16 protein-coding genes are annotated in these 15,530 nt (G+C 67.2%); 11 read left to right on the top strand and 5 right to left on the bottom strand.

Annotated features, from left to right (window positions below):
- Positions 1 to 91: 91 nt before the first annotated feature.
- From AC3WJI_RS13450 to AC3WJI_RS13440, 3 genes are all read right to left on the bottom strand, one after another.
- Positions 92 to 1,138 (bottom strand): homocysteine S-methyltransferase family protein, encoded by a 1,047-nt coding sequence (locus AC3WJI_RS13450; protein ID WP_492757783.1) that lies wholly within the window; start codon positions 1,136 to 1,138, stop codon positions 92 to 94.
- Between the two features lie 145 nt (positions 1,139 to 1,283).
- A complete protein-coding gene (gene metF, locus AC3WJI_RS13445; protein WP_492757781.1) occupies positions 1,284 to 2,201 on the bottom strand; it encodes a methylenetetrahydrofolate reductase in 918 nt (305 codons plus the stop codon).
- Positions 2,198 to 3,151: an ArsR/SmtB family transcription factor gene (locus AC3WJI_RS13440; RefSeq protein ID WP_492757780.1), complete on the bottom strand. Its 954-nt coding sequence runs from the start codon at positions 3,149 to 3,151 to the stop codon at positions 2,198 to 2,200. Before AC3WJI_RS13440 ends, metF begins: the two co-directional genes overlap by 4 nt.
- Positions 3,152 to 3,253: 102 nt before the next feature.
- Between AC3WJI_RS13440 and AC3WJI_RS13435 the strand changes: the two genes are divergently transcribed.
- The 6 genes from AC3WJI_RS13435 to AC3WJI_RS13410 all read left to right on the top strand — a co-directional run bounded on the left by AC3WJI_RS13435 (position 3,254) and on the right by AC3WJI_RS13410 (position 6,688).
- Complete coding sequence (locus AC3WJI_RS13435; protein WP_492757779.1) at positions 3,254 to 3,490, top strand: hypothetical protein; 237 nt, start codon at positions 3,254 to 3,256, stop codon at positions 3,488 to 3,490.
- Positions 3,487 to 3,648: a hypothetical protein gene (locus tag AC3WJI_RS13430; protein WP_492757778.1), complete on the top strand. Its 162-nt coding sequence runs from the start codon at positions 3,487 to 3,489 to the stop codon at positions 3,646 to 3,648. The genes AC3WJI_RS13435 and AC3WJI_RS13430 overlap by 4 nt, the downstream gene beginning before the upstream one ends.
- Entirely contained in the window at positions 3,645 to 4,595 is a 951-nt protein-coding gene (locus AC3WJI_RS13425; protein ID WP_492757777.1) for an aldo/keto reductase, read from the top strand. The genes AC3WJI_RS13430 and AC3WJI_RS13425 overlap by 4 nt, the downstream gene beginning before the upstream one ends.
- A 17-nt stretch (positions 4,596 to 4,612) precedes the next feature.
- Entirely contained in the window at positions 4,613 to 4,981 is a 369-nt protein-coding gene (locus AC3WJI_RS13420) for a nuclear transport factor 2 family protein (protein WP_492757776.1), read from the top strand.
- 61 nt (positions 4,982 to 5,042) lie between these two features.
- Entirely contained in the window at positions 5,043 to 5,813 is a 771-nt protein-coding gene (locus AC3WJI_RS13415) for a histidine phosphatase family protein (protein ID WP_492757775.1), read from the top strand.
- Positions 5,810 to 6,688, top strand: a complete 879-nt coding sequence (locus AC3WJI_RS13410; protein WP_492757774.1) for an NAD(P)H-hydrate dehydratase — start codon at positions 5,810 to 5,812, stop codon at positions 6,686 to 6,688. The genes AC3WJI_RS13415 and AC3WJI_RS13410 overlap by 4 nt, the downstream gene beginning before the upstream one ends.
- Here AC3WJI_RS13410 and AC3WJI_RS13405 read toward each other — a convergent pair.
- Positions 6,685 to 7,089 (bottom strand): GFA family protein, encoded by a 405-nt coding sequence (locus AC3WJI_RS13405; protein WP_492757773.1) that lies wholly within the window; start codon positions 7,087 to 7,089, stop codon positions 6,685 to 6,687. The genes AC3WJI_RS13410 and AC3WJI_RS13405 overlap by 4 nt on opposite strands.
- Before the next feature lie 84 nt (positions 7,090 to 7,173).
- Here AC3WJI_RS13405 and AC3WJI_RS13400 point away from each other — a divergent pair, with 84 nt between their 5' ends.
- The 4 genes from AC3WJI_RS13400 to AC3WJI_RS13385 all read left to right on the top strand — a co-directional run bounded on the left by AC3WJI_RS13400 (position 7,174) and on the right by AC3WJI_RS13385 (position 13,715).
- Positions 7,174 to 7,854 (top strand): helix-turn-helix transcriptional regulator, encoded by a 681-nt coding sequence (locus tag AC3WJI_RS13400; RefSeq protein WP_492757772.1) that lies wholly within the window; start codon positions 7,174 to 7,176, stop codon positions 7,852 to 7,854.
- Between the two features lie 306 nt (positions 7,855 to 8,160).
- The gene (locus tag AC3WJI_RS13395) at positions 8,161 to 11,454 is read left to right on the top strand and encodes a TonB-dependent receptor domain-containing protein (protein WP_492757771.1); all 3,294 of its coding nucleotides are present in this window, start codon (positions 8,161 to 8,163) and stop codon (positions 11,452 to 11,454) included.
- 80 nt (positions 11,455 to 11,534) lie between these two features.
- Positions 11,535 to 13,121: a family 43 glycosylhydrolase gene (locus AC3WJI_RS13390; protein WP_492757770.1), complete on the top strand. Its 1,587-nt coding sequence runs from the start codon at positions 11,535 to 11,537 to the stop codon at positions 13,119 to 13,121.
- 84 nt (positions 13,122 to 13,205) lie between these two features.
- A complete protein-coding gene (locus AC3WJI_RS13385) occupies positions 13,206 to 13,715 on the top strand; it encodes a hypothetical protein (protein WP_492757769.1) in 510 nt (169 codons plus the stop codon).
- Positions 13,716 to 13,739: 24 nt separating this feature from the next.
- Here the strand turns inward: AC3WJI_RS13385 and AC3WJI_RS13380 are convergent, their stop codons facing one another.
- Positions 13,740 to 14,360 (bottom strand): DJ-1/PfpI family protein, encoded by a 621-nt coding sequence (locus AC3WJI_RS13380; protein WP_492757768.1) that lies wholly within the window; start codon positions 14,358 to 14,360, stop codon positions 13,740 to 13,742.
- A 239-nt stretch (positions 14,361 to 14,599) separates the two neighbouring features.
- Between AC3WJI_RS13380 and AC3WJI_RS13375 the strand changes: the two genes are divergently transcribed.
- Positions 14,600 to 15,520, top strand: coding sequence for a DMT family transporter (locus AC3WJI_RS13375; RefSeq protein WP_492757767.1), 921 nt, complete (start codon positions 14,600 to 14,602; stop codon positions 15,518 to 15,520).
- Positions 15,521 to 15,530: the final 10 nt, after the last annotated feature.

Below are 15,530 nucleotides of genomic sequence, written 5' to 3'. Positions count from 1 at the left end.
GCGGGAGGGGGCGGGGGAGGGGCAGTAACAATTGCGCGAGTGGTGGAGGAGGACAGCCCCTCCCCTAACCCTCCCGCAAGCGGAAGGGGAACTAGGCCGCCATCGTGAACGGCTCGAGCCCGGCGAGCCGCGTCCGCACTTCCGGGGTCGGGATCGGCCGCGCGGGCAGGTCCTTCACTGCCTCGGCGATCGCCGCGATATGCGCGGGGGTCGATCCGCAGCACCCGCCGAGCACGTTGACCTGCCCCGCATCGGCCCATTCCTTGACCAGCCCCGCCGTCGTCGCCGGCGCCTCGTCATAAGCGCCGAGCTCGTTGGGCAGGCCGGCATTCGGATAGACCATGATCAGCGTGTCGCAGAGCGCGCTCAGCGTCTTGACGTGCGGCCGCAGCTGCTCGGCGCCGAACGAGCAATTGAGCCCGATCGTCACCGGCCGCGCATGCCGAACCGCGTGCCAGAACGCCTCGACGGTGTGGCCCGAGAGGTTGCGCCCGCTGAGATCGGTGAGCGTCATCGACAGCATGATCGGCAGGTCGCGGCCGAGGTCGTTGCCCGCCTCGATCGCGGCCATGATCCCCGCCTTGGCGTTCAGGGTATCGAACACCGTCTCGATCAGGATGAAGTCGACCCCGCCCTCGACCAGAGCGTCGATCTGCTCGCGATAGACGTCCTTCAGAGTGTCGAAGTCGATCTCGCGATAGCCCGGATCGTTGACGTCGGGCGACAGCGACAAGGTCTTGTTGGTCGGCCCGAGCGCGCCGGCGACGAAGCGCGGGCGGCCGTCCTTGGCTTCGAACTCGTCGGCGATCGACCGCGCCAGCTTGGCGCTCTCGACATTGATCTCGCGGACCAGATGCTCGGCGCCGTAATCGGCCTGGCTGATCCGGTTGGCCGAGAAGGTATTGGTCTCGGCGATGTCCGCCCCCGCCTCGAAATAAGCACGGTGAATACTCGCAGGCACCTCGGGCTTGGTCAGCGCGAGGATGTCGTTATTGCCCTTCTGATCATGCGAAAGGCCGAGCTCGCCGGCATAGGCCGCTTCCTCGAGCTTCCAGTTCTGGATCTCGGTCCCGAACGCGCCGTCGGTGATCAGGATGCGCTTGGCAGCTTCGGCCAGCAGTTTCTCGCGTGCAGTCATCATACTTCCTTGATCCTCCCCGGCACGGGGAGGGGGACCATGCGCAGCATGGTGGAGGGGGCTCTCCTCTTGGCTTTCCGCTGGTGGAGAGCCCCCTCCACCACGCCGCTTCGCGTCGCGGTCCCCCTCCCCGTTCCGGGGAGGATCAGGCCGCCACCAGCTCCGCGCCGACCTTCGGCCGCAGCCCGAGCAGATGGCAGATCGCGTAGCTCAGCTCGGCGCGGTTGAGCGTGTAGAAATGGAATTGCCGCACATCGCCCGCGTACAATTTCCGGCACAGCTCCGCCGCCAGCGTCGCCGCGACCAATTGCCGAGCGGCGGGATGCTCGTCGAGCCCCTCGAACAGCTTCCCCATCCACACCGGCACGTCCGTCCCGCACATCGCCGACATGCGCTGGACGCTGGCGAAGTTCATCACCGGCATGATCCCCGGCACGATCTCGGCGGCGATCCCGGCCTTCGCGCAATCGTCGCGGAAGCGGAAGAAGGTCTCGGGCTCGAAGAAGAACTGGGTGATCGCGCGCGTCGCGCCGGCGTCGATCTTGGCCTTGAGATTGTCGATATCGGCAGTCGCATTGGGCGAGTCCGGATGGCATTCGGGATAGGCCGCGACCGAGATCTCGAACGGATGCAGCTTCTTGAGTCCTGCGACCAATGCCGCGGCATTCTCATAGCCGCCGGGATGCGACGCGAACTTCTCGCCGGCGCGCGGCGGATCACCGCGAAGTGCCACGATATGCCGCACCCCCGCCGCCCAATATTCCTCGGCAACCTGGTCGATCTCTTCCTTGGTCGCCTCGACGCAGGTCAAATGCGCCGCCGCGGGGATCGCCGTCTCGCGCGCGATCCGCGCTACCGTGTTGTGCGTGCGCTCGCGCGTCGACCCGCCGGCGCCATAGGTCACGCTGACGAAGCGCGGCCCGAGCGGCGACAAGGTCTGGATCGACTCCCAGAGCGTCTCTTCCATCTTCTCGGTCTTGGGCGGGAAGAATTCGAAGCTCACTTCGATGTCGCCCGCCACGTCGGCGAACAGCGGCGCTGCCAGCGGGTCCACGATGCTCATGCCGCCTTCACTTCCTTCGATTCCACGCCGGTCTTGCGACCGAGCCACAATTTGACGGTCAGTTCGCCGCCTTCCAATGTCTCGACCAGCACCGGCGCGAGCCCTGCGGTGCCGAACCAGCCGAGGATCTGCTCGTCCGAGAAACCGAGCCTTGTATGCGCATCGCGCGAGCGCAGCTCCTCGCGGTCATGCGGCGCGAAATCGACGATCAGCAGCCGCCCGCCTTTGCCCAGCACCCGCGCAGCCTCGCCGATCGCCGCGCCCGGCTGCTGCGCGAAGTGCAGCACATGATGCAATATAGCCGCGTCGGCGGCGCCATCGGCGAGCGGCAGCGCATAAAGATCGGCCTGGCGCAGCTCGGCGTTGCCGAGCCCGCGCTCCGAGAGCTTGGCCCGCGCCAGCCGCAGCATCTCCGACGACCGATCGATGCCGAGCGCGTTTTCGGCAAGCGGCGCGAACAGTTCGAGCATGCGGCCGGTGCCGGTGCCGATGTCAACCAGGCAGCCGAGCCGCGCATCGCCAAGCGCACGCGCCATCGCCGCCTCGATTTCGCTGTCGGCGACATGGAGCGACCGGATCGCATCCCACTCGCCGGCATTGGCCTCGAACCACTCGGCCGCGGCGCTCGCGCGGTCGGCGCGCACCGCGGCGAGCCGCGCTTCGTCGGCGAGCGTCCAGTGATCGGCCTCGTCCCAGCTGTCGAGTGCGGCGAGGATCGGCTGGACCTTGGCATGCGCGCCCAAGGCGACGAACACCCAGCTCCCCTCCTTGCGCCGCTCGACCAGTCCGGCATCGCACAGGATCTTGACGTGCCGGCTGACCCGCGGCTGGCTCTGCCCGAGAACCTGCGCGAGCTCGCCCACCGACAGCTCCATCGCGCGCAGCAGCGCGACGATGCGCAGCCGCGTCGAATCGGCGAGCGCGCGGAAGATGGCGAGGGCCTGGACCATGTCGGATATAGATATAAAGATATCTTTATATCAGGTCAACGCAGTTGCACCGTCCGCCACCGCTGGCTAGCCCTCGCGGTGACCGAATAAGAGGATGATCCCATGCGCAAGACCCTGTTTCTGCTTCCGTTGACTCTCCTCGCCGTCAGCGCGTGCAGCGGCGCCAAGAACGAGGCGGCCGAAGCCAATGAGACGATTAGTGGCGACAGCAACACGATGGGCGAAGCGGTCAGCGACGTGAACGCCGCCAATGCCGCCACCGACTCCGCCTTCACCGCGGCAGAGAATTCGTATGAAGGCGCCAATGTCGCCGATGCCGGCAACGAGATCGAAGAGTGAGACGCGGGCTGCCGCTGTTGCTCCTGCTCGCGCTGGCCGCCTGCGGCCAGTCCGACGACGATAGCGGAAGCAGCGCCGACGAGGCGCGTCGGCTCAACGCGGCGGCGGCGGCAACCGACATCAATGCCAGCCACGCCGACGACGGGAGCAATCAATGATGGACCTTCGCGAACTCGGCGCCAGCGGGCTGGCGATTCCGCCCCTGGTGCTCGGCGGCAACGTCTTCGGCTGGACCGCCGACAAGGTGGCGAGCTTCCGCATCCTCGATCGCTTCGTCGAGCGCGGCGGCGTGATGATCGACACTGCCGACGTCTATTCGGCCTGGGTGCCCGGCCATCAGGGTGGCGAATCCGAAAACATCATCGGAGAATGGCTGCGCAGCTCGGGAAAGCGCGACAAGGTGCTGATCGCTACCAAGGTGGGCATGCTCGACGGCGAAGGCGGGTCGAAGCTCGCCCCGGCGCGGATCGCCGCAGCCGCCGAAGCATCGCTCGCACGGCTCGGGGTCGACACGATCGATCTTTATTTCGCGCATCAGGACGACGAGGACGTACCGCAAGCCGACGTGCTCGCGGCATTCGACACGCTGATCCAGGCGGGCAAGGTACGCGCGCTCGGCGCCTCGAACTTCCACGCGGTCCGGCTCAAGTCGGCGCTGGACGTGGCGACGCGCGAAGGCCTGCCGCACTATCGGGTGCTCCAGCCCGAATATAATCTGGTCAGCCGCCACAAGTTCGAGGGCGAACTCGAGGATATCTGCGTCACGCACAATATCGGCGTAGTGCCCTATTACGGGCTCGCCTCGGGCTTCCTCACCGGCAAGTATCGCAGCGAGGCCGATCTCGGGAAGAGCGTCCGCGGCGGGCGGATGGCCGAATTGCTGCGCGGCAAGGGTGCAGCGGTGCTCTCGGCGATGGACGAGGTCGCCGCCGAGACCGGCGCCAGTCTCGCACAGATCGCGTTGGCTTGGCTCGCGGCGCAGGACGGCGTCACTGCGCCGATCGCCAGCGCGACGAGCATCGAGCAGCTCGACGAACTCGTCGGCGCCTGGGATGTCGCGCTTTCGAAGGACCAGCTCGACCGCCTCACTGCCGCCGGCGCCTGATCCATCGGAGGAACGCAATGCCCGATACCGACTACGATTCCCTGCTGCGGGCGAACCTTCACCGCGTTTTCGGCGAGCGCGACTCTGCCAAGCGCGACGCGGCGATCGCCGAGCTCTATGTTGCGGAACCGATTATGTACGAGCCCGATCGGGTGATCGAAGGGCGCGCCGCGATCTCTCAGGTCGCTGGTGCCCTGCTCGAGCAATTCGGCCCGTCCTTCACGTTCACGCCGGAGGCCAAGGCGGTCGGCCATCACGGCCTCGCGACCCTGCATTGGCACGCCGGCCCCGCCGGTGGTCCGGTCGCCGTCACCGGCGCCGATGTGGCGCAGGTCGAGGACGGCAGGATCGCCCGCCTCTGGGTGCTGCTCAACCCGCCGGGCTGAACCTGCGGGAACGCCCGCCCTCGTTCGGCATTCTCTTGGGCATGTCGCCGAGCTTTTCCGCATGACCACCAATCGCTGGCCCGCCCGCCTCTGGCTCGTCCGCCACGGCCAGAGCGCGGGAAACGTCGCGCGCGACCTCGCGCACGCCTCGGGCGAACACCGCATCGCGATCGAGGGACGCGACGTCGACGTGCCGTTGTCCGAGCTCGGCTACGCCCAAGCCGACGCGCTCGGCCGCTGGTTCGCGCGCGGCGAGGGCAATGGCCGGCCCGATGTGATCCTTGCCAGCCCCTATGTCCGTGCCCGCGAGACTGCGCGGCACTTCCGCGATGCCGGTGGTGCCGATCCCGACGAGAATATCTGCATCGACGAGCGGCTGCGCGAGAAGGAGTTCGGCATCCTCGACGGGCTGACCACCGCCGGCATCCGCGCGGTCCAGCCAGAACAGGCCGAATTCCGCCGCCTGCTCGGCAAATTCTATCACCGCCCGCCCGGTGGCGAGAGCTGGTGCGACGTCATCTTCCGGCTGCGCTCGCTGATGGATACGGTGTCGCTCCATTATGCCGGCCGCGACGTGATGATCGTCGCGCACCAGGTCGTCGTCCTGTGCCTGCGCTACGTCATCGAGAACCTGTCCGAGGAGGAGATCCTCGCGATCGACAAGCAGGGCGACGTCGCCAATTGCTCGATCACCGAATATGTCCACCACCCCGACGCCGGAAAGGATGGCGGACTCGTCCTCGTCCGCTACAACGTGACCGCGCCCGTCGACGAAGACCCGGCCGCCGAGACGACCTCGGCGCCCGACGCGCCGGTCGCAGCCCGCGGATGACGCCGCTCGATTCCAGCTGGCTCGCCGCGCACCCGCTTCCCGCGCCCGACGCCGATACCGACAAGAATGCCCGCGGGCGGGTCCTCGTCGCCGGCGGGTCGGAGACGGTGCCCGGCGCGCTCCGCCTGACCGGTGAAGCAGCGCTACGTGCCGGCGCGGGTAAGCTCCAGCTCGCCACCGTCGAATCCGCAGCGCTCCCGCTCGGCCTGCGCGTTCCCGAGGCTGCGGTCTTTCCGCTCCCGGCGAACGACGCGGGAGAACTCGGCGAGGATGCCGGCGCAAAACTGACCGACTATCTAGAGCGTTGCGACGCGCTGATACTCGGCCCGGGCACCGGCGCCGAGGCACCTGCGCAGGCGATCCTGGCGCCGATTCTCGCCAAGCCCCGCGCATCGCTCGGGATCCTCCTCGACGCCGCGATCATCGCCGGCGCCGCCGAGCATGTCGACGCGGTCCGCGCGCAGGACGGCCGCGTCGTGCTGACCCCGCATCCGGGCGAGATGATGCGGCTGATGCGCTGCGATCCGTCGCGAGTCGCCGAGGATCCCGCCGGGCTCGCGCAGGAAGCCGCGCGACGTTTCAACGCAATCGTCGCGCTCAAAGGCGCCGAGACGTGGATCGCCTGTCCCGGCGAGGGTTTGCTGCGTTATCCCGGCGGCGGACCCGGCCTCGCCACCGGCGGGTCGGGCGACGTGCTCGCCGGGATCATCGGCGGACTGCTCGCGCGGGGCGCCCCGCCGCGCGTCGCCACCGCCTGGGGCGTGTGGCTGCACGGCGAAGCCGGCCGCCGCCTTGCCGAGCGGATCGGACCGCTCGGCTTTCTCGGCCGCGAATTGCTCGGCGAGATCCCTCGGCTCCTGGCAGGCGCGCGCTAGAGGTAGCTGGTCACTGCGGGCGCGTTCCACCACGCGTTATTGCGCCCGTCGCTATAGTTCACCGGCGCCGCCGCCAGTTCCTCGTCGCTGGCGTCGTCGAGCGCACCCAGCTGCACCGACACGAACGCCCCGCCGATCTGCGGCACGTCGCCCTGGCTGAACGGCGCGCACCCGCATTTGCTGCAGAAGCGATGGCTGCCCTGCCCGGTCCCGAACGAATAGTCGCTGAGCGCCTCTGCGCCGCCGAGCAGCCGGAATGCCTCGGGCTTGAGCACCACGCCCCAGTTGCGCCGCTTGGTGCAGATCGAGCAATTGCACTTGCCGGTCCCAGCTTCGAGATCGATCTCCGCCTCGAAACGCACCGCGCCGCAGTGGCAGCTGCCGTGATAGGTCTTCAACATTCTCTGTCTCCCTTGTTGCCAAGTCGACATACCGCCACCCTGCTGCCAGCATGGTGTCAGCAGCGTGGCAGTAGGAACGAGGGAATGCGCAAGGCCGACCGCCTCTTCCAGATCGTCCAGATCCTGCGCCGCACGCCGCGCCCGGTGACCGCCGAGGCGATCGCCGACGAACTCGAGACGTCGAAGCGCTCGGTCTATCGCGACGTGGCGGCGCTGATCGGCCAGCGCGTCCCGATCCGCGGCGAGGCGGGGATCGGCTACGTGCTCGACACCGGCTTCGACATGCCCCCACTGATGTTCACCGCCGACGAAATCGACGCAGTGGCGCTCGGCGCGCAATGGGTGTCTGGGCATGCCGACCCGGCGCTGGCCCGCGCCGCGCGCGATGTCATCGCCAAGCTCGCCGCGGTACTGCCCGACGACATGCGGGCATTCCTCGAGGACCCTGCGGCGCGGACGCCGCCCGCCTGGGAACAGGCCGCCGACCGCGTCGACGCCGCTGAACTTCGCGACGCGATCCGCGCCGCCCGCAGGATCGCGATCCGCTACACCGATCCCGCCGGGACCTGCACCGAACGGACGCTCTGGCCTTTGGTGGTCGGCTATATGGACGCGGTCCGCGTGCTGATCGCCTGGTGCGAGCTGCGCGAGGACTTTCGCACCTTTCGCCTCGATCGCATCGATTCGATGGAGGTGCTCGACGACCGCATTCCCGTCGACCCTGGCCTGCTGCGCCGAAAGTGGCGGACGACGCTACGCGGCTGAACGCGCCACGATTGATACCGGTGACATAAATCATAGCACATTGATAAGTTGACACTTTATTCGAGTGATCGACGGTTGCCCCTGTTCGATGTTGCAGCTACCATCATGCTACCGGTGTCTAAGTGGACGTCGGGCGACGGCCGCAACGGTCGCGCAGGGAGAGGCAGACCCCGCGGGATGCGACGACAAGACGATCGTCGGCGTCCGCGGTCATGACGGCGAAGGCCGCACGCTTTTCCCCTGCGACGAGATGCCGACGGGACGACCGCTATCGATAGCGGCGCGCGTCAAATGGGAGGGGACAAGATGAGGAGAACTGCACTTTCGATCCTGCGCACCGGCGCGTCGTTCGCCGCGCTCGCGCTGGCGACGACCTGGAGCGGCGCCGCTGCCGCGCAGGACGTGGCGCCCGCCGCCGAGCAACAGCCGGCCGCCACGCAGGACGACAGCGCCGCGGCCACGCGCGACGACGAGGTCGTCGTCACCGGCTTCCGTGCCTCGCTGCAGAACGCACTCAACATCAAGCGCTCGTCGAACCAGATCGTCGACGCGATCACGGCCGAGGACATCGCCGATTTCCCCGACGCCAACCTCGCCGAATCGATCCAGCGCCTCCCCGGCGTCTCGATCGACCGCGACAATGGCGAGGGCCGCACGATCACCGTGCGCGGCCTGGGCGGCGACTTCCAGATGGTCCGCCTGAACGGCGCCGACGCGCAGAACGTCGCCGGCGGCAACCAGTCCGACGCCGGCGCCAACCGCTCGCGCGGGTTCGACTTCAACACTTTCGCGTCCGAGCTGTTCGGCGGGATCAAGATCACCAAATCGACCGCCGCCGAGAATGACGAGGGCTCGCTCGGCGCGATCATCGATCTCACCACCGGCCGGCCGCTGTCGTACAAAGGCAATCGCTTCGCGATCGGCGCCGAGGGCGAATATCGCGAGAACGGCAAGAGCTGGAACCCGCGCTTCACCGGGCTCGCCTCGGTCAAGCTCACCGACACCTTCGGGGTGCTCGTCTCCGGCGCCTATCAGAAGCAGGAGCAGCAGATCGATTCGTACCGCCGCGGCATCGGCGCGTTCGAATATGCCTATCGCAGCTCGCAGCTGAACGGCGTCACCCCGATCACCTACGGCTTCGCGCGCCCGGGCGGGGCAGGCCCGACCTTCGGCTCGGATCCGGCGGCCTATGCGCTGATCACCCCCACCACGATCATCCCGACGCTCCCGTCGATCGGCCGCCAGTTCCTCGATTACGAGCGGATCGGCTTCACTGCGACGGCGCAATGGAAGCCGGCGCCGGGCACCGAGATCACGATCGACGGCGTCTATTCGAAATACGACCAGGACAGCACGTCGAGCGGCATCACCACGATCGGTCTCAACCGCAACGGCACCAATGCCCGCGCTGCGCAGACCGGCTCGGCGGGGCTGCGCCCGGTCGGCAACGCCAATTACTTCGCCGATCGCGTCGCGCTCTATCCCACTTGCGTGCCGAGCGCCGCGATCGACTGCAACGGCGACGCCGCCGGGACCGGCCTCGGCGCGACGCCGCTGCCCGGTTATTTCAACAGCCTCAATCCCAACAACCTCAATCCGTTCGATTATTACAACAACCCGGCCTCGCCCGGCTATGTCGCGACCGCCAACGGCACCGGCTTCTACAATGAGCTGATCGGCCGCCCGAACACCAAGATCCGCGCTGCGCACGTCAACGGCCAGGACCAGGCCGACTATCTCCTCCTCGACGATGTCGACTGGCGCAGCTTCGCTGACGCGCAGTTCGGGTCGACCGAATTCAAGCAGGTCACCGCGAACATCCACCAGGATCTCGCCGAGGGCTTCTATGTCGACGCGACCGGCGGCTGGTCGAAATCCGAATTCCACGCTTATGGCCTGCTCGCCGAGTTCAACGCGGTCGACCGCGACGGCTATACCTTCGACGACCGCGACGGCGGCAAGATGCCGGTGTTCAGCCCCGGCTTCGACGTCGCCAATCCGCAGAGCTGGTCGCTGGTCAAGGGCCTGTCGACGATCCGCTATTTCACCAACGTCGTCGAAAACGAATTCCGTGTCGCGCGCGTCAACTTCACCTACGAAGCGCTGCCCGAAATGACGCTCAAGTTCGGCATGACCGCCAAGAAGTTCGATTATTCGGGCGACCAGGGCCGCCGCAACCAGGGGATCGAAGCGGTCAACCCGACGCTCGCCGAGGCGCGTCTCAACATCACCGATCTCGGCCAGACCGTCGGCTTCGGCCAGGGACTCAACGTCTCGGCGGGCACTCCGACGAGCTATTATGCGCCGGACCTCAACAAGTTCGTCAACCAGTTCGGCATCGACTGCAATTGCGTCAACAAATGGGGCGATTTCCGCGCGATCGTCGACGGGCGCCAGCGCGCCGCGGTCACCGAGCAGGACGTCTCGGGCTTCTTCCAGGTCGATTACAAGGTCGACCTGCTCGGCCGCCCGCTGCGCGGCAATGTCGGCATGCGCATCGCCAACACCCGCGTCTCGGGATCGGGCAATGTCGGCGGCAGCGACGGCGTCGCGGGCGTGCCGGTCACTGCGCACAACGAATATTGGGACTGGCTCCCGTCGATGAACGCGAACTGGGAAGTCGCCGACAACATGCTGATCCGCTTCGCCGCGGCGGAAGTGATGTCGCGCCCGCAGCTCTCCGCCCTGACCCCGGGCACCACGTCGTTCGCGACCGGCCTCAACGCGGCCGGCGCGGCGCCGGCCGTCACGATCGGCAATCCCTATCTCAACCCGTTCCGCGCGACCAATCTCGACCTCAGCTTCGAGAAATACTTCTCGCACAATGGCCTGGTCGCAGTGAACTTCTTCAAGAAGAGCATCGGCAGCTTCCCGCAGCAGATCGCGCTCGAGGCGCCACTATCCACCGTGTTCGAACCGGCGCTCTATCAGCAGGTGCTCGCCTCGATCACCAGCCCGACGCTCCAGGCCTATACCCGCGCCGGCGGCATCTGGGCGATCCGCCAGTTCGCCGATGCGCCGGGCGGCGACATCAAGGGCGTGGAGGTCAATCTGCAGACCGATTTCTATTTCCTGCCGGCGCCGTTCGACAAGTTCGGCATCACCGCCAACTATACGCACATCGATTCGAACCTGAGCTATCTCACCGGCGCAGTGCTCAACACCACGCAGACTGGCGGGGCCGGGACGGCGCAGAACAGCTTCGCCGAAGGGCCGTTCCTCAACACCTCGCCTGACGCGTTCAACGCCACGCTCTATTACGAGAACAGCGTCTGGTCGGCGCGCGTGTCGGGGGCGTACCGGACGCGTTACGTCAATCGCTTCCCGCTGGCGAGCGGCACCTGCTCGGTAGGCACGACCACCAATGCGGGCGCGGCGTGCAATTCGCCGGTCGTGGCCGACTTCGGCTATAACGAGAACACGCTCAACATCGACCTGGCGTTCGCGTGGAACGTCACCAGCTTCGCCAAGCTCACGCTCGAGGCGCGCAACCTGACCAACGATCCGCAATATCGCACGATGTATGGCGCCAACCCGGTCACCCAGACCTATGCGAGCACCGGCCGCATCGTCACCGGCGGCTTGCGGCTGGTCTTCTGACCCGAAGGCGGCGATCCTGCCGAGGGTCGCCGCCTCGTCACATGCGGCTAGCCCTTTGCACCGACCCTAGAGAGGACAGCATGGACATCAGCAGGCGGGAAGCGTTCGCGGCGGCGCTGGCAGGGAGCGCCGCGGCCCTCGTTCGCCCGGAAGAGGCCACGGCGGCGCCCGCCCCCGATTGGAAGCGCGGCTTCGACAACCAGCGCATCGCCGATCTCGGCAACGGCAAGTTCCGCAATCCGCTGATCGCCGGCGACCATCCCGATCCCGCCATCCTCAAGGACGGCATGGATTATTACATGACCTTCTCGAGCTTCGATTCCTATCCCGGGCTCACGATCTGGCATTCGCGCGACCTGGTGAACTGGCAGCCGCGTCGCGCGGCGCTGACCAAGAATATCGGTTCGGTCTGGGCGGTCAGCCTCGAAAAGCACGCCGGCCGCTATTTCCTGTACATCCCGGTCAAAGCGAAGCCAAATTCGATCTTCGTGATCTGGGCCGATCATATCGACGGGCCGTGGAGTGATCCGATCGACCTGGGGCTGCATGACCATATCGACCCCTGCCACGCGGTCGGCGAGGATGGGTCGCGCTGGCTGTTCCTCTCGGGCGGCGACCGCATTCGCCTCGCCGACGACGGACTGTCGACCGTCGGGCCGGTCGAGCATGTCTACGATCCCTGGCATTATCCCGAGGATTGGGACGTCGAGGGCTTTTCGCCCGAAGGCCCCAAGATCCACCGTCACGGCGATTATTTCTACATGATCACCGCGGTCGGCGGCACCGCCGGACCGCCCACCGGGCACATGGTCATCGCCGCGCGGTCGCGCTCGATCCACGGGCCGTGGGAGCAATGTCCTGCCAATCCGCTGGTCCGCACCACCAGCGTTTCCGAGCAATGGTGGTCGCGCGGCCACGCCAGCCTGGTCGAGGCGCCCGACGGCAGCTGGTGGTCGGTCTATCACGGCTTCGAGAACGGCTATTGGACGCTCGGCCGCCAGGCCTTGCTCGACCCGATCGAATGGACCCGCGACGGCTGGTTCCGGATGAAGGGCGGCGACCTGTCGCAGCCGATCCGCAAGCCCAAGGGCGGCACCGCTCTGCCCCATGGCCAGCCGCTCTCGGACGATTTCAGCCAGGCGCTGGCGCTCGGCCGCAAGTGGAATTTCTTCAAGCCGGGTCCTGACGAGAACCGCCGCCAGCGTGTCGGGGATGGGGCGCTGGTGCTCAAGGCCTCGGGCGCGGCGCCGGTGGATTCGTCGCCGCTGCTGCTCATCGCCGGCGACCAGGCCTATCACTTCGAGTGCGACGTGGAGATCGCCCCAGGGGGCATCGCCGGGCTGGTGCTGTTCTATGACGAGAAGCTCTATTGCGGGCTCGGCTTCGACGCGAAGCGCTTCGTCACGCATCAATATGGCATCGAGCGCGGCCGCCCCGCCAATCCCTATGGCCGCCGGATGCGGATGCGCGTGACCAACAATCGCCACATCGTGTCCTTCCACACCTCCGGCGACGGCGGCAAGACATGGAAACGGTTCGATCGCGGGATGGAAGTGTCGGGCTACCACCACAATGTCCGCGGCGGCTTCCTGATGCTGCGTCCGGGGCTGTACTCCGCCGGCGAAGGCGAAGCCCGCTTCCGCGATTTCAAGTTCCGCGCGCTGTGAGATGCCTCTAAAGCCCCTCCCCTTCGGGGGAGGGGCTAGAGCGCGCGCTGTTGACAGCTGGAGCCCCGCTCGCGACCAGAGCGCATGATCCTCGCGCTGCTTTCCCGCCTGTCGTCCGCACTGAGCATCGGCGCACTGCTCGTCTCGGCACCGGCGGCGATCGCGGGGCCGTCGGGCGTCTACACGCCCCCGCCCGGCAGCGCCGAGCGCAGCGCGATCGTCAAGACGCTGCACGCGGGCGACGACGGCGCGCAGTCGCGCTTCACCTTCCGCCAGTTCCGCGTTCTCCACGCGGGAACGCGGGCGATCGCCTTTGTCGACGGCGAAGGCCCAGTCGGCTCCTTCCAGGCGGTCCTCGAGCGCGATGGTAAGGGGCAATGGCGCAAAATCTGGGGCGAGAGCGATGGCGGCAGCAATAGCTGCAAAAGCGGTGCGCAGCATTATGCCTGGGCGCTGCGGCGAATCCGCACCTACACGACCGCGCCCGACACGGTTTTCCCCGAGGTCACCAGGCGGACGAAGGAATTGCAGCAGATGGCGAAAGCCGACCCTGAAGTGGACTGCGTCGGCGATCTTGACGGCGGCCCGGAATGAGCCGCCACCCCTGAGCGCCGGCGATCAGGCGGCGAGCGGCGCCACCTCGGGCAGGAACGGCGACACCGCGGCAAGCGCCCGCGCGACGGTGGCCGCTTTCTCGCCGACCGGCGCGACATAGTCGATCGCCGCTTCGGCGTCCGCCACGCTTGCCAGCCGCGCGATGATCCACGCCGCGAGATATTGCGACGCGAGGCACCCGCCCGCCGTCGCGACGTTGCCATGCGCGACGAAGGGCGTGTCGAGCACGCGCACCCCCGCCTCGATCACCCAGGGCTTGCTCATCAGGTCGGTGCAGGCAGGCAGGTCTCCAACCAGCCCCAATTTGGCAAGCAGCAAGGTTCCCGAGCATTGCGCGCCGATCAGTTGTCGCGTCGGATCGAGGACGATCTGCGAAAGCAGTTCGCCATCGGTGGCGATCTCGCGCGTCCGGCTGCCGCTGCCGATGATCACCGCATCGGCCTCATGCGCGAATTCGAGCGGCTTCTGGCGCTGTACCGTGACGCCGTTGAGCGAGGTGACCTCGGGGGTCGGCGACGTGATGTAGGCGCGCCAGCCCTTGGGCTTCATCCGATTGAGGATCGCCGCCGCGACGAAAGAGTCGAGCTCGTTGAACCCGTCGAAGGTCAGAACGGCAATCTGCATGGCGGCACTCCTTTGACGCGGGCTTATGCAATTGGTCGCTTAAGGCAATCCCCCCGCTAGGAGGAGGTGTCAGCGTGGTTGATGGAGGGGGAGGAATCACGACAGCTGTTTGGTGGCCTTTCTCCCCGCCGTCGCCTTCAGCGCCGCCCCCCTGGCGGGGAAGGATTAGCGACGACCGCAATCGCGGCTCCTGCCCTTCGCTTCTGGCGAACCCATTCGATGCCCCCTAGAGCGCGCCGATGACTCGCGCACGCCCCCAGACCGCCGCTTATGCCATGCTCGCGCTCGTCATGCTGCTCTGGGCGGGCAATTCGATTGTGGCGCGCGCGGTGCACGACGCCGTCCCGCCTTTCTTCCTCGCCTTGCTGCGCTGGACCGGCGCGCTACTGGTGATAACGCCCTTCGCTGCGCGCCGTCTCGCCGCGGATCGCGCCGCAATCGCGGGCAGCTGGAAGATCATCCTGCTGCTCGGGCTGCTCGGCGTCGCCGCGTTCAACGCCCTGCTCTATTCGGGGCTGCGCTACACTACCGCGAGCAACGGCATGCTGCTCCAGGCGGCGATCCCGGCGCTGGTGCTGGTGGTCGACCGGGCGGTATTCCGCATCCGCGCCGTCTGGGGCGCCATACTCGGCGTGGCGTTGTCGACGCTCGGCGTGGTGGTGATCGTGTTGCAGGGCCATCTGACTGCGCTGTCGCAAGTCGCGTTCAATCGCGGGGACGCGCTGATCCTGTGCGCAGTGGTCGCCTGGGCCTTCTACACCTCGCTGCTCCGCCTGCGCCCGAAGATCCACGGCCAGAGCTTCCTCGCGATCACCTTTGCGATCGGCGTGCTCGCGATGCTCCCGCTCGCCGCCACCGAATGGGCCGAGATCGCGGCGATGCACTGGACGCCGCGGGTGATCGCCGCAGTGGCCTATGTCGCGGTGCTGCCCTCGGTGGTCGCCTACACCCTGTTCAACGCCGCCGTCGCCATGGTCGGGCCGGCCAGTGCGGGGCAGGCAATCACGCTGATGCCGCTGTTCGGCGCGCTGCTCGCGGCGCTTACGCTCGGCGAGCAGCTCCACGGCCATCACCTCGCCGGTATGGCGCTGATTCTCGGCGGAATCATCGTCAGCGCGATCGTCGGGCGGCGTGGAACGATAGACACCGCACGCGGTTGAGCCTCCGACA

The sequence above is a fragment of the Sphingomonas sp. FW306-1B-B10E genome, assembly GCF_058782005.1.
The sequence above is the reverse complement of the archived record's forward strand: the minus strand, read 5'-3'. Positions and strand labels throughout refer to the sequence as shown.